Raw genomic sequence first — 23632 nt, forward strand, 5'->3', positions numbered from 1 at the left:
ACCGGCGGACGAGGCGCCTGCAACTACTCGCATCCACGGTCGGCGGCCTCGGCGCGCTGGCCCCCAAACCAGGCGATCCATGCGGGGCACGCGACGCGCATCGCCATAAGGAGAGGTCATGTCAACAAGCAACCCAACCCGTTTCAAGGCCACCGTGAAGGGCGCCTTGGCCATGGCCGGCATCGGCGCCCTGGCCTTGACCGGGTGCACGCCCAGCGGGGCCAAGGAGTCCTCGGGCACTCCAGTGGTCACCGTCCAGGTCGTCAAGGACGCCCGGACCAAGGCCATGGCTGAGCTGCCATGGACCAAGGACCTGGAGGCGGCCTGCGGCTGCACCATCGAATGGCAGGAGACCGCGAGCTCCTCGTGGACCCAGCAGAAGCAGGCGTCCCTGGCCGCCGGCGAGGTGGCGGACGTGACCATCGGCGGCTACGGATCGGGCGACTGGGGCGACTACAACAGCCTCTTCCTGGACCTGGCCCCCGAACTGGGCAGCATGCCGAACCTGGCCGCCACCTTCGAGAAGGCCCCCTACGCCCGTGTGTCCTCCGAATGGGATGGCAAGGTCTTCGGTGCCCCCGGCGTGAACACCGGGCTCATGGCGAATTCGAGCGCCCACATGTTCATCAACAAGCAGTGGCTCGACGAGCTCAAGCTGCCCGTGCCCGAAACCTGGGACGAGCTGAAGAGCACCCTGGAAGCCTTCAAGAGCAAGGATCCGAACGGCAACGGCAAGGCCGACGAGGTGCCGCTGGACTTCATGGCGCCCGAAACCGGCGGATGGGGCTGGTTCAACCCGAACGTGCTGCTGGGCAGCTTCGGCCTGCCGCTGAGCGCCGGCGGAGGCGCAGGCAGCGGCATGTACGCGCAGGACGGGAAGATCCAGAACTACCTGACCGATCCGTCCTACAAGGAGTTCATCTCCTACCTCGGCGAGCTGTGGGAGGCCGGAGTGATCTCCAAGGACGCCTTCACCCACGATTTCTCCAAGTACATCTCCGGGCTCAAGGGCCAGGGCAAGACGGCCACGGTGGGCATGACCTTCTGGTGGACCCCCTCCGACGCCTTCGGCTCGAAGCTGGCCGACCAGTACATCGCGCTGCCGGCCCTGAAGGTCGACTCCGGCTCGGACGCCCCGCGCACCTGGTGGTTCAACGGCGACAGCCTGAACTACATCCCCAATAAGATCTCCGTGGCCGCCAACGTCAAGGAGAAAGAAGCGGCCCTGAAGATCGTGGACGCCTTCTACACCTCGAACATCGGCATCCAGGCACGCTACGGCTCCTTCGACGTCGGCGTGAAGAAGAACGGCGAAAAGGACTACACCGTGCTGCCGCCGGCCGATGAGACCAAGAACGCCTCGGACTGGCAGTTCCAGAACTCGCTCTCCGACGGCGCCCCCGGATGGTTCGTGCAGCCCGGCGTGAAGCTGACCCTGCCCGCCGAGCAGTTCGAGGTGCGCGTCGTGGAAGAGGTCTACGAACAGGACATCGCCAACATCGACCTGAACTCCGATGTCATCTACGGCGGCGTGTCCTTCACGGCCGACGAGGCCCGTGAGTACTCGCTGAACGACACCGGCATCACGCAGACCGCCATGAGCAAGTTCGCCCAGTGGGTCACCAAGGGCGGGATCGACGCGGAGTGGGACGGCTACGTCAAGGACCTCGAACGCAACAACCTCAAGCGGCAGATCGAGCTGCAGCAGGCCGCTTACGATCGCTACCTGCAGGTCATGCAGGAGAAGAACGTCGACCTGAACGCCGAGCTGAACCCGGAGCTGACCTTCGCGGAGAATGCCGACGGCACCGCGACGATCAGCAACGAATCGAAGTAGCCCTTCAGGCCGCCGTGCCGGGTGCGCCCAGCGTGCCCGGCACGGCCCGCCACCGAGCCCAGGAGGACTCGCAATGACAAGCCGCATCACCGAAGAGGCCGTGGTCGCCGCCTCGGTCCACGCCCTGCGCACGGAACCGAAGCGCCGGCGCCTGGCCGAGCACTTCAGGCGCCACTGGCAGCTGTGGGCCATGACGCTGCCGGCCATCGGATTCATCATCGTCTTCGCCTACATCCCGATGTACGGCATCCAGCTCGCCTTCCGCGAGTTCGATGTGACCAAGGGGCTGACCGGAGGGGACTGGGTCGGGTTCAAGTACTTCGAGCAGTTCTTCAACAACCCGCAGTTCGGGCAGATCATGCTCAATACGGTCAACATCAGCCTGTGGACCCTCGTGATGGGCTTCATCGCGCCGATCATCCTGGCGATCCTGATCAACCAGATCGCCAGCCCGCGGATCAAGGGCTTCACGCAGACCATCACCTACATGCCGCACTTCATCTCAACCGTGGTCATGGTGGCGATCCTGCAGATCTTCCTGGCTCCGGGCAGCGGCATCATGGGCCGCTTCTTCGGGGACACCAGCCTGCTGGGCGATCCCGGGGCCTTCGCCCACCTGTACTGGATCTCCGAGGTGTGGCAGCACACCGGTTGGAACTGCATCATCTACCTCGCGGCGCTCTCCTCGGTGGACACGGCACTCTACGAGGCGGCCAAGATCGACGGCGCCGGGCGCCTGCAGCTGATCCGGCACGTGGACATCCCGGCCCTGCTGCCCACCGCCGGCATCCTGCTGATCCTGAACATGGGCAGCGTGCTGGGGGTCGGGTTCGAGAAGGTCTTCCTCATGCAGAACACCTTGAACATCATGTCCTCCGAGGTCATCTCCACCTACGTCTACCGGGTCGGCATCCTGGGCAACCAGTTCTCCTACTCGACCGCCATCGGGCTGTTCAACGCCCTCGTCAACTTCGCGTTCCTGATCCTGGCGAACTACATCGCCAAGCGCGCGAGCAACACCAGCATCTTCTAGGAGCGGGACAATGAGCAACATCACCGGAACTCTGGACGGCGCTCCGGCGCCCAAGGTCCGGCCGCGGCGGCCGGGCGCACCGAAAACGCCGCGCACGAAGTGGCGCATCCAGCAGCGCACCGCGGGGGACTGGGCGGTGGACATCGTGCTCGGCGTGCTGATCGCCTTGATCCTCGCCGCGGTGATCTACCCCCTGTGGTTCATCGTCGTGGCCTCCTTCTCCGATCCGCGCGCCGTGGCCACCGGCGAGGTCACTCTGCTCCCGCAGGGATTCGGGCTGACCGGATACGAGATGATCCTGGCCGATGATCGCATCTGGACCGGCTACCGCAACACGATCCTCTATTCGGTGCTCGGCACGGCGGTGAACCTGCTGGTCACCCTCCCCGCCGCCTTCGCGATGTCGCGGCGCGAGTTCCGCCCGCGCCGCATCATCATGTTCCTGTTCGCCTTCACCATGTTCTTTGGCGGCGGGCTCATCCCGATGTTCCTTCTGGTCAAGCAGCTGGGCCTGCTGAACAACATGTGGGTGTTCATCCTGCCCACCGCCTTCTCGGTGTTCAACATGATCATCGCCCGCTCCTTCTTCGAGACCTCCATCCCCGAGGAGCTGCGCGAGGCCGCGGCCTTGGACGGGCTGAGCTACTTCGGATACTTCCTGAAGATCGTGATCCCGCTCTCGAGCGCGATCATCGCCGTAATCGGCCTGTACTACTTCGTCGGGCACTGGAACGACTTCTTCACCGGCCTGATCTTCATCCGCGACCAGGAGCTGCAGCCGCTGCAGAACGTGCTGCAGCAGATCCTGATGGCCAACCAGTCCAGCGCCGGGGCCGGGGGCTCGCTCGGGCAGTCCGCCGGCGATGCGCAGAACCTGGCGGACCAGATCAAGTTCGGGGTCATCATCGTCTCCACGCTGCCGATCCTGGTGCTCTATCCGATGCTGCAGAAGTACTTCAACAAGGGCGTCATGATCGGTGCCGTGAAGGGTTGAGCGGGCAGCGATGAAGAATTTCACAATGGGCTACGAATTCCTGGCCCGCATCATCCTGATGGTCTTCGTGCTGAATGCTGCGGTGGTGGCCTTCACGCTGCGCGGGCTGGTCGTGGCCGGCTTCTTCCCCTCGGTGGCCGCCTGCTATGCCAGCTGCCGCAGCTGGGTGCTTTCGGAAGACCGCCGCTGGACCGTCGCGCAGACCTGGCGCACCTTCGGGATGGCCTGGAAGCAGGAGCGTCGCGTCGCGAACCTGGCCGGCTGGCCGCAGCTGCTCATTGGCCTGCTGCTGGCCTGGGACTACTATCTGGTGAACTGGAACGACATGGGGGCCGCCGGCGTCGCGGCCTCCGGGCTGGTGCTGCTGGCCAATGCACTCTACTGGCTGTTCGTGCTGGTGTTCTGGGCGGTGGCGGCCAATTTCGAGGAGCGGCCGTGGTGGCTCGTGCGCACCTCGCTGCAGCTGGTGCTGGCCCGGCCCTGGTGCAGCCTCATGCTGGCCTCGATGCTCGGGCTGACGGCGTGGGCGTGGGACACCTGGCCCGGGATCCTGGTGGCCTTCGGCCTGGCCACCCCGATCTTCCTGGTGGTGCTGTGCGTGCATTGCTTCGGGCGGCTGCCCGGGATGGATGCACGGGAGCCGCAGAGGGCCGCAACCCCGGCGGGGCAGCCGGCTTAGCCCGGGTATTTCATGAAGGCGGCAGTCATTAACTGACTTAAAAGGAGAAAAGGCGGCCTGAACTGGGAAAATGGGAGTGCCTAAGCTTCCAAAATACCCGTTCGAAGGATCACCTTTTCAGTGAACCATTCTACCCCCGTTTTTCCTGCTCTCTCGACCCAACTCACCGGCCAAGCCCTGGTCTCCCATGCAGGGTTGTCGGTGCTGACCAGCTTCCTGAACGCGGTAGGCTTCCGCCAGCTTTGCGAGGACCGGTTCAGCCAGTTCGTGCCAGCCACCGCTACCCACCGTCCAGGCAAGATCCTCGGAGCGCTGGCTCTATCGTTGGCGGCTGGCGGGGAGCAAGCCACCGATATCGACCAACTACGAGCCGCACCAGGACTCTTCGGCCCGGTAGCGTCGGATGCCACCATCAGCAGGTTCATGAACCGGATCAAGGAGCAACCCGAAGCCTTCGAACATGGGTTCGCCACCATGACCCGGACCCTGCGCACCAAACTCTGGGCTGCGGCCGGGCCACGGAATCCCGGCCGGCTGGCCACACCAACCAACCCGCTGATCATCGACATCGACGCCTCGTTGGTGCACGTGCACTCCGAAAAAGAATCCAGCGCTGGAACCTATAAAGGCGGTACGGATTCGCACCCATGATCGCCATGGCCGACTACGGCAAGAAGAACGGCACCGGCGAAATCTTGGCCGTGCAGTTGCGCCCGGGAAACCGAGGAGCGAACTGCGCGACGTCCCATATCGAGGTGCTCAACCAGGCGTTGGCGCAGCTGCCGGACGGGTTCTATGACGAGCGCGGAAACCTCTATGGAGAGAAGGTCCTGGTCCGCACCGATAGTGCCGGCTCGTCCCGTGAGTTCTTGCACTACCTGGATTCGTTGGGGATCCAATTCTCCACCTCGTATTCGCTGCCGGTCATCAAGGAGCGGTTCATCCGGTGGATCGATGAGAAGAAATACTGGGAACCAGCCCTGGACGCTGACGGGGATCAGCGTGATAACGCGTGGGTGATCGACGCGTCCAAGGTGATCGAGCTGAAGGACTACCCGCCAGGAACCCGGATCTATTTGCGTGCTGAGCCGTTGCATCCCGGGGCGAAAGCGAACCTGTTCGATACGGACGGGAACAGGGTGACTGCGTTCTTGACCAATGCCCCGCGATTCAACGTGGCGTTCCTCGATGCGAGGCACCGGGCGCGTGGCCGGTGCGAGAACAGGATCAAAACGCTGAAGAACACGGGGCTGGGCAAGCTGCCGTATTGGTCTTTTGCCGCGAACCAAGCATGGGCCAACCTGGCGATGCTCGCACTGAATCTGGTGTCGTGGCTGCAGCTGGCCGTTCTGCCTGGTGGCCACGAGGCGTCGGTGTGGGATGTGAAGCGGTGGCGGTACCGGCTGTTCTCAATGGCCGGGAAAATTGTCTCTGGCGGCCGGCAGCGCCGGCTGTTGATCCCCGAAAGTGCACCAGAAGCGCAACTTCTATGCCAACTGATTGAGGGCATCGGCGTGTTGTTTCAGCGGTGGCGGCACGGTGAGCTGTCCGCCTGATGCTGGTGGTTGTCCCGTTGTTTCTTTGGTTGTGAAAGGTCATTTCAGTCCGGGCGGGTGGAGCCTGGCACCCAGCGCTGGTGGTTCGGCGCTCTTTGGCGTGGACAGAACCGGAGACGGCCGCCGAGAACCCCTTGGTATCGGAATTCGGCGGCCGGCGGAGTCCTCATGAAAAATTTGGGCTAGGAGCTTGAGATACCGTAGACCACGAGCGCTGAGGACGGCTTTTGGGGTTTGGTGGGGTATGCAGGCCAGGCTCTCGCATGCCGGCCCCGGCGTGCTTGTTTCCTGCAGGGGGCTCCGGTCCTAGTGGGTGCCGTAGCGACCGCTAAGAGCGAATACGGGGTAGTGATACATGCCAAAGTTTTGAATCTTTGCCGATCTTTGGCTCAATGAACTCGCGATCATTCGTCAAATACCCAAACGGTTCTGGTGGGATATAGAGAGAACATTCAGCAAATCAGAACCTGGTTGTTATTCTGTTTATCAGGAAACGGTTTCGCACAAGATTCCTGTTCTCGTGGGGATTTTAAGTTTGTTTAATTTCGAATTGTGCTCTGAGTGCATTATCGCCTGAGCTGCACGGAGGGTAGAGCCTAAGATGACACGCATTGCGAAAGATGCACAGTTGTTTAACGGTGCTCAGATATTCACCGATTCGGCCGAACATGCTATTTCTTACCTCAAAAGGCATACTCCGTTGACGGATTGGTCAGTTTCTCGCGTAATCGATGGAGAACAGGTCCATTTGCACGTGCAGCAGGGCCAGTTGCTCAAAACTGGTCAGCGTGTTGAGTGGGAGGAATCTTTATGCAGTCGAATGGCCAACGGTGCTGCTCATGTTGTGGAGAATACGCAGCTAGACCCTGACTATTCGCGTATGCGATTTTCAGCCGAGGTGGGCGCCTATGCCGGGTACACCATCAATGATGATCGGGATGAGATGTTTGGGGTCCTATGCGGCGTGCGCACCGATCCGCTCACTGAAGGAGAAAAAATAGATGAAGATCTCGTTGCTCTTATCAGTTCACTTCTATCTGCCCAATTGAAGCTAGCAAGAGTAGCTGATCGAGAACGGAGAAATAGCGAGCTATCCGATGCCTTGGCGCAAACAGATGCTTTAACTGGTCTGTTGAACCGACGCGGCTGGGATAAGATCACCAATGATGCGCAAGAACGCCTCGACGCTTTTGGCGATTCTGTCTCGGTTGCGGTGATAGACCTCAATGGGCTTAAGCAGGTCAATGACAGCCAAGGTCATGCAGCTGGAGATTTATTGTTGCAGCGCACTGGTGAGATCCTGAGAGGTAAAAGCACTGAGTCCTGCCGCGTCGCTCGATACGGGGGTGATGAGTTCATGATTTTGGCCAACGGAGTGGCTCCATCCCAGACAGAGGCTTATTTCTCAGTATTCAAAGAGTCTTTGGAAGAAGCAGGGATTCCTGCAGCCATGGGATTCTATTCAGCTCAGCCAGGTAGTACCAACATTGATCAGTGTATTGCCGCGGCCGATGCTTTAATGTATGAGCAGAAATATCAGCGTCGCGTTCGCCCCAATAACAATAGCTAACAGGCTATCCTTGCAACGGCTTCTAAAGAACTATATCCATCTAAATGCGCTCTTGTCATGAAGATCTCGAGATCGAAGGTTGTGCTCACTGAGGGGCAAACGGTTCTTGAGCCGAAATGCTACTTGTATTGTGTTTCCTGTTCATCTGCGACCAACCCGTCGTTATTTCCTAGCGTCTAATTCACTGCTGACTGAGCAAGCACGGACCTAGGACAACGTTGCCGATGAGGCTGGGAAGTTCAGGCAAGAACTCGTATGGATCGGCTACAAAATTTTCGCCGGACCTCGCGGAGCGAACCATGTTGCGACCCAGCATGAACTGATCCCTTTGCCTTGGCTGACCTTGAAGCGTTCATCCACCGAGATGACCTCCCCACTCTCATCCAGGTAGCTGTCGCACACGCCCAATTCGAGAGCACCCATCCGTTTGTGGACGGGAACGGCAGAACGGGGCGCGCCCTCGCCCACGCAATGCTCCGTCATCGCAGGGTGACCATCCATTCGACCGCACCGATCTCCGCGAGAATCCTGAGGGATATCCCTGGCTATTTCGACGCGCTGACTGCCTACCGGCAAGGCAACGCCCATGCAATTGTTAAAATCTTCATCGATGTCTCGATCTACGCCGCTGCTACGGGTCAAGCGCTGCTGCATGCCCTCGCTGATGAGCTGGAAGAATCACGCAACCGCTTGCAGGGGCTTCGGTCGAATTCGACGGCGTTCAAGTTGCTCCCCCTGCTCATAGCGCAACCCGTGATCAACTCCAACTATGTGAAAACATCCTTGGGTGTCACAGATGCCGTCGCGCACCGAGCCTTTGCAACGTTAAACGACCGCGGGGTCCTGAAAGAGAAGTCAGGATTGCGCAGAAACCGCGTCTGGCAGCACGATCACATTCTGCGAATCCTGGACGACTACGCAGCAACGATTCGACGGGACTCGGTGCACTAAGCCCTGATGCCCATGCGATGGGCATCAGACCATATGATTGTGATATGACCGTGATAGCCAGACGGGTCTCACTGTTCGACGACGAGTCATGGAAGAGTCATTAGCATGCCTCTTGAGGATTCATCGCGCACCCAAATGCCGGCTTCCGCTGAACCCAAGCCGTCGCTGGCGACACGCGTGGGCGAATGCATGCCCGGCATTATCCTGTGCCTCGTCATGGGCGGCGTGTCACTGGCCGCCGCGAAGCTCATCCCCGGGATGAGCGCACTGCTGATTGCCATCTTGCTCGGTGCGCTGTGGCGCAATCTGGCGCCGGTGCCCGCGGTCTTCGAGCAAGGGGTGGCCTTCTCCGCGAAGAAGCTGCTGCGTGCTGGCATCGTGCTGCTGGGCTTCCAGCTCTCGCTCGGCGCCATCCTGGCCTTGGGCCCGGGCGTGCTGGTCATCGTGGTGCTCTGTGTGGGCGTGACCTTCCTGGCCACCGTGTGGATCGGCGGGCGCATGGGCATTGAGCTGCCGCAGCGTCTGCTGATCGCCGCCGGCTTCTCCATTTGCGGTGCTGCTGCCGTGGCTGGTGCCGAGGGCGCAACCCGCGCCAAGCAGGACCAGGTGGCTACGGCCATCGGCCTGGTGGTGCTCTTCGGTACCCTGATGATCCCGCTAACCCCGGCGCTGGGCGCGCTGTTGGGCCTGGGCGAAACCAGCATCGGCGTGCTGATCGGCGCTTCCACCCACGAGGTGGCCCAGGTGGTCGCCGCCGGCGGCGCGGTGGGCGCCACCGCGCTGGGCGTGGCCGTGACGGTCAAGTTGGCACGCGTGGTCATGCTCGCCCCGATCATGGCGGGCCTGTTGCTGTACATGAGCCGCAAGCACAACATCGAAGGCGGAAAGCGCCCACCGGTCATCCCGCTGTTCGTGGCGCTGTTCCTGGTAGCCATGCTGGTCCGCACCACCGGCATCCTGCCCGAAACGCTGCTGCAGCTGGCCTCGACCGCGCAGACCGTGCTGCTGGCCGCCTCGATGTTCGCACTGGGCCTGGGCGTGCACCTGAAGTCAATCGTGAATTCAGGCGGCCGCTCGCTGGTGCTGGCCTTGCTGTCCACGCTGGTCATTCTGGTCATCGCCGTGGTCGGCGCGCTGCTCTACCGTCCGCTGTAACGCCAAGATTTCCACGAATCTCCACGACTGCCTCGGCACCGGCATTGCGGAAACGAATCAAACTTCACCGCAAGGGTCCGCGGGAACTCCGGGACGCAGAAAGCCAGCCACGTAGCGATGGCAACATGGCTGGCTGTCTGGAACTGCTGCAACTAGCGCAGCACGACGGTGCGTGAGCCACTGAGGAAGACCCGGTCCTCGCAGTGCCAGCGCACCGCGTCGGACAACGCCTTGCACTCGGTATCGCGGCCCGCGGCCACCAGATGCTCGGGCTCGAAGCTGTGGTCCACTTCCTGGACCCGCTGAGTGATGATCGGCCCCTCGTCCAGCTCCGAATTCACGTAGTGCGCGGTGGCGCCCACGGTCTTCACGCCGCGCTCGAACGCCTGGTGGTAAGGCTTGGCGCCCTTGAAGGAGGGCAGGAACGAGTGGTGGATATTGATGGCCCGGCCGGTGAGCTTGCGGCTGAGTTTATCGGAGAGCACCTGCGTGTAGCGGGCCAGGACCACCAAATCCACCTCGAAGCGCTCCACCAGGTCCATCAGCTTGGACCCGACCTCGGCTTCGTCTGCGCGGTGACCGGAATATGGAAGAACGGGATCCCGTTCCACTCGACCTGCTGGCGGTGATCGGGGTGGTTGGAGACAACTGCCGCGATCTGCACCGGCAGCTCCCCCATCCGGGCGCGGAACAGCAAGTCGTGCAGGCAGTGGCCGAATTTGGAGACCATCACCACCACGCGCTTCTTATGGCCTGCCGGGCGCAGCCCCCAGGTAGCTTGGTGCTCTTCGGCAAGCTGCCCGAGGCTCGCTTCGAGCTGCGAGATCTCCGCGGCAATTTCCTTCGACTCGGCGACTTCGAACTCGATGCGCATGAACAGCGTTCCTGAACGCTGGTCATCATGCTGCTTCAGCTCCCGGATATCTCCGTGGTGCTTGAGCAGCAGACCGGTGACCGCATGCACGATGCCCGGGCGCTCGGCGCAGGTGAGGGTCAGGACGTATTTGTTATTCGGTTCGGTCATCGTGCCGCTCCTTGGTTTCGCCGAGATGGCTATAGCTTCGCCATGACTCGTGTGGTTTTCAGATGAAAGGAATACGGTCGCGCAGTGCGCCCGCTTGCCCGCTTTGCCCCGCGGAATCCGGGCCGCCGGGCCAGGGGTTTACCTGCCGATAATCCGCGCCTTGCACTGCCCTTCAAAGCGGATGCCGGCAAGCCCGGCATCCGCGGACAGACTCTGATATATCAGTTGCTGATCAAAATACTAGGTGTGCCCCAGCACAGCGTCAATGACTTTTCCTGCTGGATTTCTGCAGGGTTCCAAGCAGGTTTTCAGCCCAGTTGCCGACCAGCAGCGAACGGCGGATTAGGCGCATTCGCGCGGAAAAAGCGCCCAATTCGGAGCCGGGGCGATACTCTTTGTGTGTCGGCAAAATGATTTTTGAGCAATGAAGAGAGCAATATGCCAAGGCCCACCGGATTGACCAGCACCGCCACGGAGCAAGGCTCGATGGCCGATCGCGCCTACAACGCCCTGCGCGACCGGCTGGTGCTGCTGGAGATCGCGCCGACCCATCCGATCCACGAACCGCAGCTCGCCGAGGAGCTCGGCGTCGGGCGCACCCCGATGCGCGAAGCCCTCAAGCGCTTGGAAACCGACCACCTGGTCGTGTCCTATCCGCGCCGCGGCACCTTCGCCACGGCAGTGGATTTCCATGAGCTGAACTACATCTCCGAGATGCGCCAGGTGCTCGAGCCGCTGGCCGCCCGCAACGCGGCGGCCAACAAGGACCCACTGATCCGCGAGGATCTGGCCGGCTCCCTGCAGCAGATCGATGCCTTGGACCCTACGCTGGACCAGCGTTCGCTGCTGCTGCTCGATGTGCACATCCACCGGCTCATCTACAAGGCCGCGGCCAACAAGCACCTGGAGGAAACCCTGGTGCGCCTGGATAACCTGGTGACCCGGATCTGGTGCCTGGTCATCGACCAGATGCCGCCCATCGCCGAGCACATTTCCGAGCATTCAGCCCTGTTGCGCGCCATCCTCGACGGCGACGCGGAGCTGGCCTCGCGGCTGGTCTCGGAGCACGTGGCCCACTTCGAGCAGGCCCTGCGCCGTGCCCCGTAGCCGACGCTCCGGGACGCGGCCGGCACGCTAGCGTACGGCACCCTCGGGCTCCAGATCCGCATCGGGATGCTGCTGCGCTTCGCGCACCTCGGCTTCTTGCCCATCGTCCGCCAGCTCATCCGCCGGCGCTTCCGGCGCTTGTGCTGCGGCCTCTAGCGCCGGGGCGGCGACAATCGAGTTCTCCCTGGTCATCAGGCAGAACTGCTCACCCGCGTGGCGGTCGATGCCGTCATCCACTGCCTGTTCCAGCACCTCCATGGCCACCTTGCCGCGCAGCACCAGCGGATCGCGGCTCAGGTCCTTCCACAGCGCCACGCAGAGCAGCAGCATCACCAGCACGAAGGGCAGCGCCGAGACGATCGTGATGTTCGTCAGCCCGTTCAAGGCTTCCGCCGGATGATCCCCGCCGGCCAGCAGCATCACCGCCGCCACCGCGCCCACCGAAACACCCCAGAAGACCACCGACTTCTTCGACGGATCCTCGGCGCCGAGCTCGCTGAGCGCGCCCATCACGATCGAGGCCGAGTCCGCCCCGGTGACGAAGAAGATGGCAATCAGCACCACGGTCAGCCCCATCAGCGCAATGGAGAACCACTCGGGGAACGGCAGCGCGCCGAGCAGCTCGAAGAGCACCGAGTCGAAGTCGATGTCCGGTGCCCCATCCACCATCCTCGCCAGCGCCTGGCCCATGTCCCCGTTGCGCTCGGCCCGCTCCCGCAGGCCGATGGCGCCACCGCCGAAAATCGCGAACCAGATCAGCGTGACGGTGGAAGGAACCAGCAGCACGCCGGTGACGAACTGGCGGATGCTGCGCCCGCGCGAGATCCGCGCGATGAACAGGCCCACGAACGGGGTCCAGGAAACCCACCATGCCCAGTAGAAGATCGTCCAGGAAGACAGCCAGGCGGCCATGTCCCCGTCGCCGGAGGCCGAGCCCGGGCGGTTGGGATTCGCATTCAAGCAGATGCCGGTTTGGCCGCTCTTGCAGTTGCGGCAGCGGCCGCAGGAGATGTTGAAGGGCATCGAGACGACGTCGCCCACCTTGAGGAACTCCACATCACGGCCCACTTCGCTTCGTCGGCCAGGAACTGGTGCACGACATTCCCGGGGAACCAGGATTCGCCCCGATCAACGAAGCCGGCGGCGAAGGCATTACCCGCAGCAACCGCTTCGCCAGCTCGGCCGGCGATGATGGGACCGAACTGCAGGTGAGCACCGCAACCACCGTGGTGCCGTGGGTGCTGGACCGCGATGTGGTGCGCTATTTCTTCGACAAGCTGGAACCGGTGCTGGTCAACGGCACCGGCGGGGTGATCTACGCCCGCACCGCCGCCGGCGTCGACGACGATCCGAAGTCGGACAGCGCTCCGGATGCCGTAGCGCCGCTGAAGAACTCGGTGTGGTCTCTGGCCGCGGCCGAGGTGCTGCTGCTGGTCTTCGCCGGATCGTTGCTGCTCTCCTCCAGCTACTCCCCGGATGCGAAACTTGTCCGGCAGCTGGTCGGCTGGGTTGGAGTCATCATGTCCGGAATCCTGCTGGTGCTCGAACTGCGCACCCGCAAGGCCGCAATGGCCGCGGATCGGCGGGTTAACGTATCGGCCGCCGCCTACTTCACCGCGCCTGCCGAAGCCGTCCCCGTAGCTGCAGGGCATGCACCATCCGGCACTGCCCAGGCGACGGCTGCGATCCAGCAGCCGGACACCAATCCGGGCACTGGATATCAGGCTGGAACCAGCTCAGCTGGAACTGGCCGCGACTCGGCTTGGGGTCCCAAGTGGACCAGCGATGCATCTTTCGCCTTGCGAACCTTCAGCTGGATGGCTGGGTTCCTCGTGCTCACCTCGCTGGTGGGATACCTGGCAGCCATCTCGGTCTTCGTTCCGGCCTTCCTGCTCATCGTGGCCCGCGCCAAGCTGAAGACCACCATCATTTACACGGCTGTGCTGTTCATTCTGATGCTGGTTCTTCCATCCCTGCTTCCCATCGACCTGCCCCAGGGCCTGCTGGCCAACTGGCTCTGATCACGAGATCTACTAGGAGAACACCATGGCAATCATCGCTTGCTACAGCGGCACCCCCGCGGGCCGCTTGGCCGTACGGCGCGGGCTGGCCGAGGCCCACAAGGCACAGGACCGGTTGCTGATCGCGAACCTGGACAAGGAGCCGATCACCGAGCAGCATCTGGGCATCGACCTCGATGCCCTGCTGGATCTCGGGGTTCCGCTGCAGATCCTGCCGCAAAACGGCCCGGTCCACGACGCTGCCGATTTCGTCCTCCAGGCGGAGCAGGAGCATTCCGCCGCATTGAGCGTCCTCGGGCTGCGCAAGCGCTCGCGCGTAGGCAAGCTGATCATGGGCAGCATCGCCCAGCGCATCCTGATCGAGGCCGACTGCCCGGTGCTTGCAGTGAAGGCGAAAGACTAGTCCTTCTCCTCGTGAACAAAATCAGCCAACGCAATCCCCGCCCGCATTTTCAACAGATGCAGGCGGGGATTGCGTTTGCGTTCCAGTGTCCAAAGGCGGTGCCCTATCTCACGAATAGTTTCACATGATACTTGTACGAGTTATTTGTATTCTGTAGCTATGGAAATTGAGCATGAGTCGGCAGGCCTTTCCGAGCAGATGCATGAAGCACTTTCACCACTGCTGAGCCTGATACGCACAGCCCTGTCCATGTCCCCGGGCAAACTGGGCATCCTGCACACCCTCGCCATCGAAGGCCGGGCAAGTGCCGCCCGGATGCGTCAGGACATCGGGGTCAGCCAGCAAGCCATCTTGCTGACCACCAAGGAGTTGGAAGGCCTCGGACTAATCGAGCGGCACCGGGATGAAGCCGTCCGACGCAAGCTCTGGTTCCAGCTCACCGATGCCGGCCGGGAAAAGCTGGAGCATGAAATCCAGCTGGGCCAGAGGGCGTTGACGCAAGCCATCGGCGAGAACCTGAGCGATGAAGAGCTTTCCTTGATACGTGCCGCCTTGCCTGCACTGAAAAAAATCAACACGGCGGTCCGCCCATGAATCGCACCGCAACCGCCCGAAATCCGCTGGTGCCGACGCTGGTATTTGCCGCGCTCGCCACTGCCATCGTCTCCTCGCTGGGCATGCTGCTGGTCCCCTCGATTTCACAGCGCTTCGACGTCGACGTTGCCACCGCCCAGTGGATGCTCACAGTGAATCTCCTGGCTGGCGCCGTGGCAACACCGATCATGGGTCGCCTCAGCGATGGTCCGCATAAGAAGCGGCTGCTGCTCGCTTCGCTGGCAACCATGTTCGCCGGGTCGGTCATGGCGGCGGCCGCCCCAACCTTCGGGGTGTTTCTTGCCGGACGCGTGCTCCAAGGCCTGTCCTACGGAATTGTCCCTGTCACCATCGCCATCGCACGGCGCTATGTGCCTGCCGAGCACGCGCAGAACACCATCTCTACCCTGTCGGTGACCGTTGCCTCCGGAATCGGCATCGGCTATCCGCTGACCGGCATCATCGCCGGCATTTTCGACTACTCCTTCGCTTTCTGGTTTGGTGCTGTCTTCGTGCTGGCCACCATCTTCGTCGTATGGAAAGTCGTCCCCTCCGGCCCAGATAACCACGCAGAGCAGCACCCCTTCGACTTCGCCGGCTCCTGCTTGCTGGCTGTGGGCCTCGGTTCCCTGCTTCTGACAATATCCGAGGGCCCCAAGTGGGGTTGGGCATCTGGGATCACCCTCGCACTGGCCGTCTTCTCGACCATCGTGCTGGGCCTTTGGGTACGGGTGGAAATCCGCCTGGACCACCCTTTGATCAACCTGCGCACGCTGAAGCAGGGCGAAGTCCTCTTGGCCAATATCTCGGCCATCGCACTGGGTGCGGCACTGTACATCGCCATGTCCGTCTCGTCCCTGGTTGCCCAAGCAGATGCCTCCACGGGTTATGGGCTGAGCCTCCCGGTCTTCTGGGCGGGATTTGTCATCTTCCCGCTCTCGGTAGGAAGCCTGGCCGCCAACCGCACGGTGCGGGTATTGGCCAAGCACGTTGGCATCCAGGTCATGCTTCCCATTGGTGCGATCATCATGGCTGCTGCCGGAACCATGCTCTGGCTGCTTCATGCGGCGCTCTGGGAGATCTTGCTGAGCATGCTGGTCTTCGGCATCGGCATGGGCGCAAGCTACGCGGCGATGCCGGCATTGATTGCGCGCAGCGTGGCGGCACAGGAACTGGGCAGCTCCGTGAGCTTCAACCAGGTGCTGCGCACCGTGGGTTCCTCCTTCGGCACAGCGATTTCCGCCGCAATCATCGCCACCCACCCAGGGCTTAACGGTGAGGCCAGTCCCGAAGGCATCAACATGACTTTCTTGCTCGGCGCCCTACTGTGCATCGCTCTGGGCGTGGCGCTGCTGACAGATTCGGCACGATGCCAGCAAAAGCGGAAGAGATAGCCGCCGAGCCTGGATGCAGAAAACGTCCCGATGCCGCGATAGCATCGAGACGTTTTCTGGATTCGGGGGTGCCTAGAGTTCGACGATCTCGAATTCCAGCAGTTCGGTTCCGGTGGCCACTGGCTTCTTGGCTTCGCTGCCGGCATGCGCCGCATCAGCGCGCTGCGCGCGCCAGTTCTCGAAGTCCTCGCGGGTTGCCCACTGGGTGTACACGAAGTACTTGTCTCCACCGTTGACCGGACGCAGCAACTTGAACCCTTCAAAGCCCGGCGAAGAATCCACCGAATGCTTGCGAGCGGCGAAACGCTTCTCCAGTTCCGGTCCGGCTTCACCAGGAACCGACAGGGCATTGATGACGACAATCGACATGTTCAACCTTTCGTGACCGAGTTTCGATGACAGGGAAACTCTTTGCTTCCACCCTACGCCTGCGCTTTCTTCGCCGCAGGCCGGCGTGACGAACTTGGAACGGCTAGTCGGCATGCTCCATGGGCCAGCAAATTTCAAAGCGCTCCAGGATCAGTTCTCCCCCTGGCTGGAGAGTGTCTTCAGGTTTCCAATCCACACCAATTGATTTTTGCGTACGGCGCCAGAATTTCTCATGTTCGGCACGCCAATATTCCAACGAGAGATCCCCTTCGCCCTCAGCTGCTGCAAACTGGGCATCCACATCGATGAATGAGGAGCGTTCGACGGACAGCACGCGCAAGATTGCTCGAGGCTGCCCGGCCCCGTCGCAGACGATGCAGCAGTCTTCAGGCTGCGGGACACGTTCTTTGTAGTAGGCGTAGTCGCTAGCAAGAGATGACGTCGCCCTCTTGGTTCCGTACAGCATTTGGTGTAGCAGCTCATCGGCAAGCGCAGGATTATCCCCGAACGACTCGGCAACATGATGCGGCGCATCGGCCAGCGGAATTCCTTTGCTCTCCAGATACTCGGACCACATCCGCTGCGCAGCTTCTGCATTGACAGGAGGCAAGTCAGGAACGGAATTTTCTGTCATGCCTAGATCATAGCCGCAGCAAATACCCAGGTTGACCATAAACTAGCTATTGCAAAACATCCGGTATTCAATCACAGACCTGGCCTCGAGAGGGCGCCCATCAGGGGTCTTCAAGCATCACTGAATCCCCGGGATACTATCGCGCAGGTCGCGCACGTTGCAGCCCTGCTTAGGCCTTGAGAGTACCGATACCGCGCTTGGCTAGCCACCGCGCTGCAGCAGGCCGGAGCGCTGGCGTCATTTGCCATCCTCGAAACTGCGTTTCAAGGTTTCCGGCCGACGCAGATCCCCGAGGGCTGAGAGCACGTCCAGTCGCGGTGCCCGGTGCTGATTACCCTCGCTGCCGGGGCAAGTGAAACCAGCTGGCGGGGAAACTCCGATACGCTTGGTGTTCTTCAGGCGGCGACGCCAATGGACATAGGTCTTGATGCCGAAGGCCAGCAACACTGCCAAGACCGAGAAGCCCAGGACTACCGAAGCTTGAACAACCTCGCCCAAGGTCAGGTCCTCTACTTCCTGGGTCAGCACCGATGCAACAGTAATCGTGTCCATACCCAATTCCTGTATCTAGAGTTGCGTCTGCTTCATCCCCACGTGGCTGCTAGTCTATGGGCTGCGTTGTTGGAATGGGCCAGGACACGGTAATCGATATGCGTTTGTTACGGATGTCCCAGACCCCCGGCAACCACGCAATGAATACGCGCCAAACTCCGGTGTTCCGCCGTGCCTGATCAGAAGCAATTCCCCACGAAAAAAGCTTCGGCAACCTGCCAGTTGCAGGATGCCGAAGCCATTTCCCAGTGCCTAGTGCTCGCGGCGGATCAGCTGGCCGGATGGGGTCTGGAAGTCCACATCATTGCCGGCAATGATCGAGCGGCGCACCACCCCATGCAGGGTCTTGCCCTGGTACGGGGAGATCGGGTTCTTGTGGTGCAGCTTCTGCACGTCCACCTCGAAGGTGTCCTCTGGAGCGAAGATCGCGAAGTCGGCGTCCTTGCCCTCCTCGATGCTGCCCTTGGCCCCCAGGCCGGCGAGCTTGGACGGGTTGACGCCCATCCACTGCACAACCTGTTCCAGCTTCAGCCCACGCTGCTTAGCTTCGCTCCAGATCAGCGGCAGGCCCAGCTGCAGCGACGCCACGCCGCCCCAGGCGACACCGAAGTCGCCGTTCTCCACGTCCTTCAGGTCGATGGTCGAAGGCGAATGGTCCGACACGATGCAGTCGATAACGCCTTGCTCCAGGCCCCTCCAAAGCAGCTCGCGGTTGTCATTCTCGCGGATCGGCGGGCAGCATTTGAAGGCGGTGGCCCCGTCTGGGATGTCCTCCGACAGCAAGGTCAGGTAATGCGGGCAGGTTTCCACGGTGAGCTTCACGCCCTCGGCTTTCGCCTGGCGGATCATTTCCAGCGCATCCGAGCTGGACAGGTGCAGCACGTGGGCGCGCACCCCGGTGGTGCGGGCGCGCTCGATCACCTGGGCGATGGCGGTGTTCTCGGCATCGCGCGGGCGCGAATCCAGGAATCCGGCGTATTTTCCGCCCACCGGCTGCGGTGAATTGTCAATGATCTCCGCATCCTCGGCGTGCACGATCATCAGCGAGTCGAAGGAGGCCAGTTCGGCCATGTCCTCTTCCATCTCGTCGACGCTCAGGGATGGGAACTCGTCCACTCCCGAGTGCAGGAGGAAGCACTTGAAGCCGAAGACCCCTGCTTCATGCAGCTCGCGCAGGTCCTTCTTGTTGCCTGGGATGGCACCGCCCCAGAAGCCGACATTGACGTAGGCGTTCTTGCCAGCGGCCTCGCGCTTGATCTCCAGCGCTTCGAGGTTCACCGTGGGCGGGATGGAATTCAGCGGCATATCCACAATGGTGGTCACGCCGCCGGCGGCCGCGGCCTTGGTGGCCGATTCGAAACCTTCCCATTCGGTGCGGCCCGGCTCGTTCACGTGCACATGGGTATCAACGAGTCCGGGAAGCAGCACCTCGTCGGCTGCCACCTCGATCACGCGGGTACCGGCCAGCGCGGTGCCGTAGGGCTCAACGGCGGCAATCTTCCCATCACGCACGCCGATCTCGCGTGGCGCGATGTCCCCTTCGGCCAGCACTTGCTGCCCGCGCAGCACCAGGTCATAGGTGGTACCGGTGGTGCCTTGGGTCGATGCGCGTCCGACAGCTTCGTTGATGCTCATGAGGCGTTCCTACTCGTTGATAGCTCAGGTTTCTTGGTGCTCGGCAGCTCTATGCCAAGTCTAGATTGCTGTGGCGCGAGGCACACCCGAAAAGGTGAACCGGTGCCCCGCGCCCAACGTTGCGGGGTGCAGGTCAGCGACGACTTCCCTTTCAGGCACCCACAGTGGCCGAGGCTGCCAGCGGCACCAACGCGGTTGGCGCATCGCCAGGCTCCAAGGCCAGGTCTTCGAATTCATTGATGGCATCCAGCTGCGCGCCCATGGCGATGTTGGTGACCTTTTCCAGGATCACTTCCACCACGACCGGCACCTGGTGCTCTTCGGCCAGGGCGTTGGCCTGCGTGAATCCGGCGGCCAGCTGGCTCGGATCCTCGATGCGCACCGCCTTGCAGCCCAGGCCTTCGGCGACCTTCACATGGTCCACGCCGTAGCCGTTGGTTTCCGGGGAGTTGATGTTGTCGAAGCCCAGCGACACGTGATAATCCATTTCGAAGACTCGCTGCGACTGGCGGATCAGGCCCAGGTAGGAGTTGTTGACCACCACGTGCACGTACGGCAGCTTGAACTGCGCGCCGACTGCCAATTCCTCGATCATGAACTGGAAGTCGTAGTCGCCGGAGAGGGCCACGACCTTCTCGCCCGGCTTGCCGCGCACCACGCCCAGGGCGGCCGGTCCGGTCCAGCCCAGCGGGCCGGCCTGGCCGGCGTTGATCCACTTGCGCGGGCCGTAGACGTGCAGCATCTGCGCGCCGGCGATCTGGCTCAAGCCGATGGTGGACACGTAGGTGGTGTCCTGGCCGAAGGCGGCGTTCATCTCCTGGTACACGCGCTGCGGCTTGATCGGGATGTTCTCGAAGTTGGTCTTGCGGTGGCCGGTGGACTTGCGGGCGGTGGCCTCATCGGCCCAGGCCGAGTAGTCCGGCAGGGTGCCGGCGGCCTTGCGCTCGCGCACCACGTCCAGGATGGCATCTATGGCGGCGCCGGCATCCGAGGTGATTCCCAGATCCGGGGAGAAGACGCGGCCGATCTGCGTGGGCTCGATGTCCACATGGATGAACTTGCGTCCTGCCCGGTAGGTGCCCAGATCGCCGGTGTGGCGGTTGGCCCAGCGGTTGCCCAGGCCCAGCACCACGTCGGATTCCAGGAACGTGGCATTGCCGTACTTGGTGTGGGTCTGGATGCCCACCATGCCCGACTGCAGGCGGTGGTCATCCGGAATGGCTCCCCAGCCCATCAGCGTCGGGGAGACAGGGATGTTCAATTCCTCGGCCAGCTCGACCAGCTTCGCCGAAGCATTGGCGTTGATCACGCCGCCGCCGGCGATGATGATCGGCTTCTTCCCGCCGGCCAGCAGGTCCACGATCTTCTCGGCCTGGCCGCGGGTGGCCTGCGGCTTGGAGGGAGCCAAGGGCTCGTAGGCGTCGATGTCGAAGTCGATCTCGGCCATCTGCACGTTGATCGGCAGGTCGATCAGTGCCGGGCCCGGACGGCCTGAGCGCATGATCTGGAAGGCCTTGGCGAAGGTGCCCGGAACCAGGCCCGGCTCCAGGATGGTGGAGGCGTACTTGGTGACCGGCTTGGCGACGGACTCGATGTCCACGGCCTGGAAGTCTTCCTTGTGCAGCACGCTGGTGGGCGCCTGCCCGGTGATGCACAGCATCGGGATGCTGTCGGCGATCGCGGCGTACAGGCCGGTGATCATATCGGTGCCGGCCGGGCCCGAGGTGCCCAGGCACAGCCCGATCTTGCCGGTGGCCCGGGAGTAGCCGTCGGCCGCGTGGCTGGCGCCCTCGACGTGGCGGTGCAAGGTGTGGCGGATGCCGCCGTGGGCTTTCATGGCCGAGTACAGCGGGTTGATGGCGGCGCCGGGCAGGCCGAAGGCCTCGGTGGCGCCCTCCTTCTGCAGGATCTGCACGATGGCATCTACTGCGCGCATCTTTGGCATTTCAGTCACGTCCTTAGGAGCACCGGCAAGGGTGCAGGTGGGTTGCTTGGGAGAAAGATAAGGAAACCTGCGGCGGGGCGGAAAGGTGCATGAGTCACCACAACGCCGTTTCCTTGAGCATCGGATGCCGGCAATGAACTGGAACAAAGCTCATTGCGCAGCGGGCCGGGCCTGCGCCGGCCGCTTGCCGTGTCATCAAGCGGCCTGCATCGGCCGGGCCCGCCATGGCGCGGCCGGCATCCGAGGAAGCGGAGATACCTTGGCCTCCCCGCCGCAGGAAGTCATTTGCCCTGGGGAATCTCCCCCTAGGCAGGAACCGGTGCCTCGACCTTGCCGGCCAGGCGCTGCACTCCGCGGAAGAGCCCGGAGTGGTCCAGTGCGCCGTCGCCGCTTGCGACGGTGGAGGTGACCAGCTGGGCCACCAGTGCACCCAGCGGCAGCACGACGCCGGCTTCGCGGGCTGCGGAAGTCACGATGCCCATGTCCTTGTTGTGCAGGGCCAGGCGGAAGCCCGGGGCGAATTCGCGGTCCAGGATCTTCTGGGCCTTCTGGTCGAGCACCTTCGAGCCGGCCAGGCCGCCGCCGAGGACCTTGACGGCTGCGTCGGTGTCCACGCCGTAGGCTTCGAGGAAGAGCACCGCTTCGGAAAGCGCCTGGATGTTGGCGGCGACGATCAGCTGGTTGGCCGCCTTGACCGTCTGGCCCGAGCCCGAGGGGCCCACCAGCACGATGGTCTTGCCCACTGCTTCCAGGACCGGCTTTGCGGCGTCGAAGTCCGCCTGTTCGCCGCCGACCATGATGGACAGCACGCCCTCGATGGCTCCTGCTTCGCCGCCGGAGACCGGGGCGTCCAGCGGGCGCAGGCCTGCTTCGCGAGCGGCATCCGCCAGCTGCACTGCGACGTCCGGGCGGATCGAGGAGTTGTCGATCCACAAGGCGCCGGGCTTGGCGTTGGCGAAGACGCCTTCGGCGCCGAGGGTGACGCCTTGGACATCCGGGGAGTCAGGGACCATGGTGATGATGACATCGGCATCGGCCACGGCCTGCGCGATCGATGCTGCCTTGGTTCCGCCGGCGGCCGCCAGCTCATTGCCGGCCTTGTCGCTGCGGTTGTATCCGGTGACGTTATAGCCCGCGTTGACCAAGTTCTTTGCCATCGGCAGGCCCATGATGCCCAGTCCGATGAAGGCGATGTTCTGCGACATGCGATTCTCCAAAAAGTCTTGTGCGAAAGGTGTTCTCTAGGCGGTTGCGTTGCTGCTGGCGGTCTGCAGCCAGTCAAAGGCGGTAGCGGCGTCCTGCTTGTATTCCAGGGCGACATTGCCGGCGTAGCCCAGCTCGCGTGAGCGGGCGATCCAGTCCAGCAGCGGCAGGCTTCCGGTGCCCGGAGCCCCGCGGCCCGGCGCATCGGCGATCTGGATGTGGCCGAAATCCTTGGCATGCGCTTCGATGACGGCTGGCACATCATCGCCGTTGACCGAAAGGTGGTAGAAGTCGGCCAGCAGCGCGATGCTGCTTTCGCCCTGCGCCTTGACGGCGTCGACGACAGCGAGCGCCTGGGCCGCGGTCTTCAGCGGGTAGGCCTCGGTGCCGGAGACCGGCTCGATCAGCACGGTGCCACCCACCTTGGCCACGCCCTGGGCCGCGGCCACCAGGTTTTCCAAGGCCAGCGCATCCTGCGCCGCCGAGTCGACACCCTCGATGCGGTTGCCGTACAGGGCATTGAAGGCCTTGCAGCCGGTGGCTTCGGCGATGGCCACTACGGCATCGATGTTGTCCTTGAATTCGGCTTCGCGTCCCAGCCAGGAAACCAGGCCGCGGTCGCCTGCCGGCATGTCGCCGGCGAAGAAGTTCAGGCCGTCCAGCTGGACGCCGGCGTTGGCCAGCGAAGCGACGAATTCGTCGACCTGCTTATCGGAAGGCGCTGCTTCGTTGAATGGCCACCAGAATTCGACGCTGTCGAAACCTGCCTGCTTGGCGGCATCCGCGCGCTGCAGCAGTGGCAACTCGGTGAGGAGGATCGAGCAGTTCAGAGTGTAGGACACTGGATTTCCCTTCAAGAACACCTTCCACGAATTCCGCTTTATGGAAGTTAGCTTTTGCTTTATGAAAACTTTAGAACGAGATGCCGATCACTGTCAAGAAGGTTTCCCGGCAATTTGCCGACCCACCCGAAGAC

Annotated in this window: 20 protein-coding genes and 2 pseudogenes; 13 read left to right on the top strand and 9 right to left on the bottom strand. The window is 62.5% G+C overall.

Annotated elements, in window-relative coordinates:
* Positions 1–118: 118 nt before the first annotated feature.
* The 8 genes and pseudogenes from JOE62_RS00285 (at position 119) to JOE62_RS00320 (ending at position 9775) form a co-directional block, all read left to right on the top strand.
* A complete protein-coding gene (locus tag JOE62_RS00285; protein ID WP_204719452.1) occupies positions 119–1837 on the top strand; it encodes a type 2 periplasmic-binding domain-containing protein in 1719 nt (572 codons plus the stop codon).
* Between the two features lie 73 nt (positions 1838–1910).
* Complete coding sequence (locus JOE62_RS00290; RefSeq protein ID WP_204719454.1) at positions 1911–2870, top strand: ABC transporter permease; 960 nt, start codon at positions 1911–1913, stop codon at positions 2868–2870.
* Between the two features lie 10 nt (positions 2871–2880).
* Positions 2881–3864 (top strand): carbohydrate ABC transporter permease, encoded by a 984-nt coding sequence (locus JOE62_RS00295; RefSeq protein WP_121866130.1) that lies wholly within the window; start codon positions 2881–2883, stop codon positions 3862–3864.
* A gap of 10 nt (positions 3865–3874) precedes the next feature.
* Positions 3875–4543 (top strand): YesL family protein, encoded by a 669-nt coding sequence (locus tag JOE62_RS00300; RefSeq protein WP_204719456.1) that lies wholly within the window; start codon positions 3875–3877, stop codon positions 4541–4543.
* A 120-nt stretch (positions 4544–4663) separates the two neighbouring features.
* Positions 4664–6099: pseudogene (locus JOE62_RS00305) on the top strand (IS1380 family transposase).
* A 601-nt stretch (positions 6100–6700) separates the two neighbouring features.
* Positions 6701–7669, top strand: a complete 969-nt coding sequence (locus tag JOE62_RS00310; RefSeq protein ID WP_204719457.1) for a GGDEF domain-containing protein — start codon at positions 6701–6703, stop codon at positions 7667–7669.
* Positions 7670–8002: 333 nt separating this feature from the next.
* Entirely contained in the window at positions 8003–8620 is a 618-nt protein-coding gene (locus JOE62_RS16425; protein WP_204719459.1) for a Fic family protein, read from the top strand.
* A 105-nt stretch (positions 8621–8725) separates the two neighbouring features.
* Complete coding sequence (locus JOE62_RS00320; RefSeq protein ID WP_204719461.1) at positions 8726–9775, top strand: YeiH family protein; 1050 nt, start codon at positions 8726–8728, stop codon at positions 9773–9775.
* A 152-nt stretch (positions 9776–9927) separates the two neighbouring features.
* On the opposite strand, the pseudogene purU reads toward JOE62_RS00320, so the two are convergent.
* A pseudogene (purU, locus tag JOE62_RS00325) lies at positions 9928–10799 on the bottom strand (formyltetrahydrofolate deformylase).
* 438 nt (positions 10800–11237) lie between these two features.
* Here purU and JOE62_RS00330 point away from each other — a divergent pair.
* Positions 11238–11906 (top strand): GntR family transcriptional regulator, encoded by a 669-nt coding sequence (locus JOE62_RS00330; RefSeq protein WP_204719463.1) that lies wholly within the window; start codon positions 11238–11240, stop codon positions 11904–11906.
* 27 nt (positions 11907–11933) lie between these two features.
* Here the strand turns inward: JOE62_RS00330 and JOE62_RS00335 are convergent, their stop codons facing one another.
* A complete protein-coding gene (locus tag JOE62_RS00335) occupies positions 11934–12974 on the bottom strand; it encodes a BCCT family transporter (protein ID WP_420842161.1) in 1041 nt (346 codons plus the stop codon).
* Between the two features lie 23 nt (positions 12975–12997).
* Here JOE62_RS00335 and JOE62_RS00340 point away from each other — a divergent pair, with 23 nt between their 5' ends.
* The 4 genes from JOE62_RS00340 (at position 12998) to JOE62_RS00355 (ending at position 16318) form a co-directional block, all read left to right on the top strand.
* Positions 12998–13927, top strand: a complete 930-nt coding sequence (locus JOE62_RS00340) for a hypothetical protein (protein ID WP_204719465.1) — start codon at positions 12998–13000, stop codon at positions 13925–13927.
* A 25-nt stretch (positions 13928–13952) separates the two neighbouring features.
* Complete coding sequence (locus JOE62_RS00345; protein WP_204719466.1) at positions 13953–14330, top strand: universal stress protein; 378 nt, start codon at positions 13953–13955, stop codon at positions 14328–14330.
* Between the two features lie 159 nt (positions 14331–14489).
* Positions 14490–14924: a MarR family winged helix-turn-helix transcriptional regulator gene (locus tag JOE62_RS00350; RefSeq protein WP_204719468.1), complete on the top strand. Its 435-nt coding sequence runs from the start codon at positions 14490–14492 to the stop codon at positions 14922–14924.
* Positions 14921–16318 (top strand): MFS transporter, encoded by a 1398-nt coding sequence (locus JOE62_RS00355; protein ID WP_204719470.1) that lies wholly within the window; start codon positions 14921–14923, stop codon positions 16316–16318. Before JOE62_RS00350 ends, JOE62_RS00355 begins: the two co-directional genes overlap by 4 nt.
* 72 nt (positions 16319–16390) lie before the next feature.
* On the opposite strand, the gene JOE62_RS00360 is transcribed toward JOE62_RS00355, so the two are convergent.
* The 7 genes from JOE62_RS00360 to JOE62_RS00390 all read right to left on the bottom strand — a co-directional run bounded on the left by JOE62_RS00360 (position 16391) and on the right by JOE62_RS00390 (position 23498).
* A complete protein-coding gene (locus JOE62_RS00360; protein WP_204719472.1) occupies positions 16391–16687 on the bottom strand; it encodes an antibiotic biosynthesis monooxygenase family protein in 297 nt (98 codons plus the stop codon).
* Positions 16688–16790: 103 nt separating this feature from the next.
* Positions 16791–17321, bottom strand: coding sequence for an ASCH domain-containing protein (locus tag JOE62_RS00365; protein ID WP_204719474.1), 531 nt, complete (start codon positions 17319–17321; stop codon positions 16791–16793).
* A 237-nt stretch (positions 17322–17558) separates the two neighbouring features.
* The gene (locus tag JOE62_RS00370; RefSeq protein WP_204719476.1) at positions 17559–17873 is read right to left on the bottom strand and encodes a hypothetical protein; all 315 of its coding nucleotides are present in this window, start codon (positions 17871–17873) and stop codon (positions 17559–17561) included.
* A 252-nt stretch (positions 17874–18125) separates the two neighbouring features.
* Positions 18126–19508, bottom strand: coding sequence for an allantoinase AllB (gene allB / locus JOE62_RS00375; protein ID WP_204719478.1), 1383 nt, complete (start codon positions 19506–19508; stop codon positions 18126–18128).
* 151 nt (positions 19509–19659) lie between these two features.
* Positions 19660–21453, bottom strand: coding sequence for a glyoxylate carboligase (gcl, locus tag JOE62_RS00380; RefSeq protein ID WP_204719480.1), 1794 nt, complete (start codon positions 21451–21453; stop codon positions 19660–19662).
* Positions 21454–21758: 305 nt separating this feature from the next.
* Complete coding sequence (locus JOE62_RS00385) at positions 21759–22658, bottom strand: 2-hydroxy-3-oxopropionate reductase (RefSeq protein WP_204719482.1); 900 nt, start codon at positions 22656–22658, stop codon at positions 21759–21761.
* Between the two features lie 36 nt (positions 22659–22694).
* Positions 22695–23498 (bottom strand): TIM barrel protein, encoded by an 804-nt coding sequence (locus tag JOE62_RS00390; protein WP_204719484.1) that lies wholly within the window; start codon positions 23496–23498, stop codon positions 22695–22697.
* Positions 23499–23632 lie beyond the last annotated feature (134 nt).

The organism is Glutamicibacter nicotianae, assembly GCF_016907615.1.
Classification (GTDB): Bacteria; Actinomycetota; Actinomycetes; order Actinomycetales; family Micrococcaceae; genus Glutamicibacter; species Glutamicibacter nicotianae.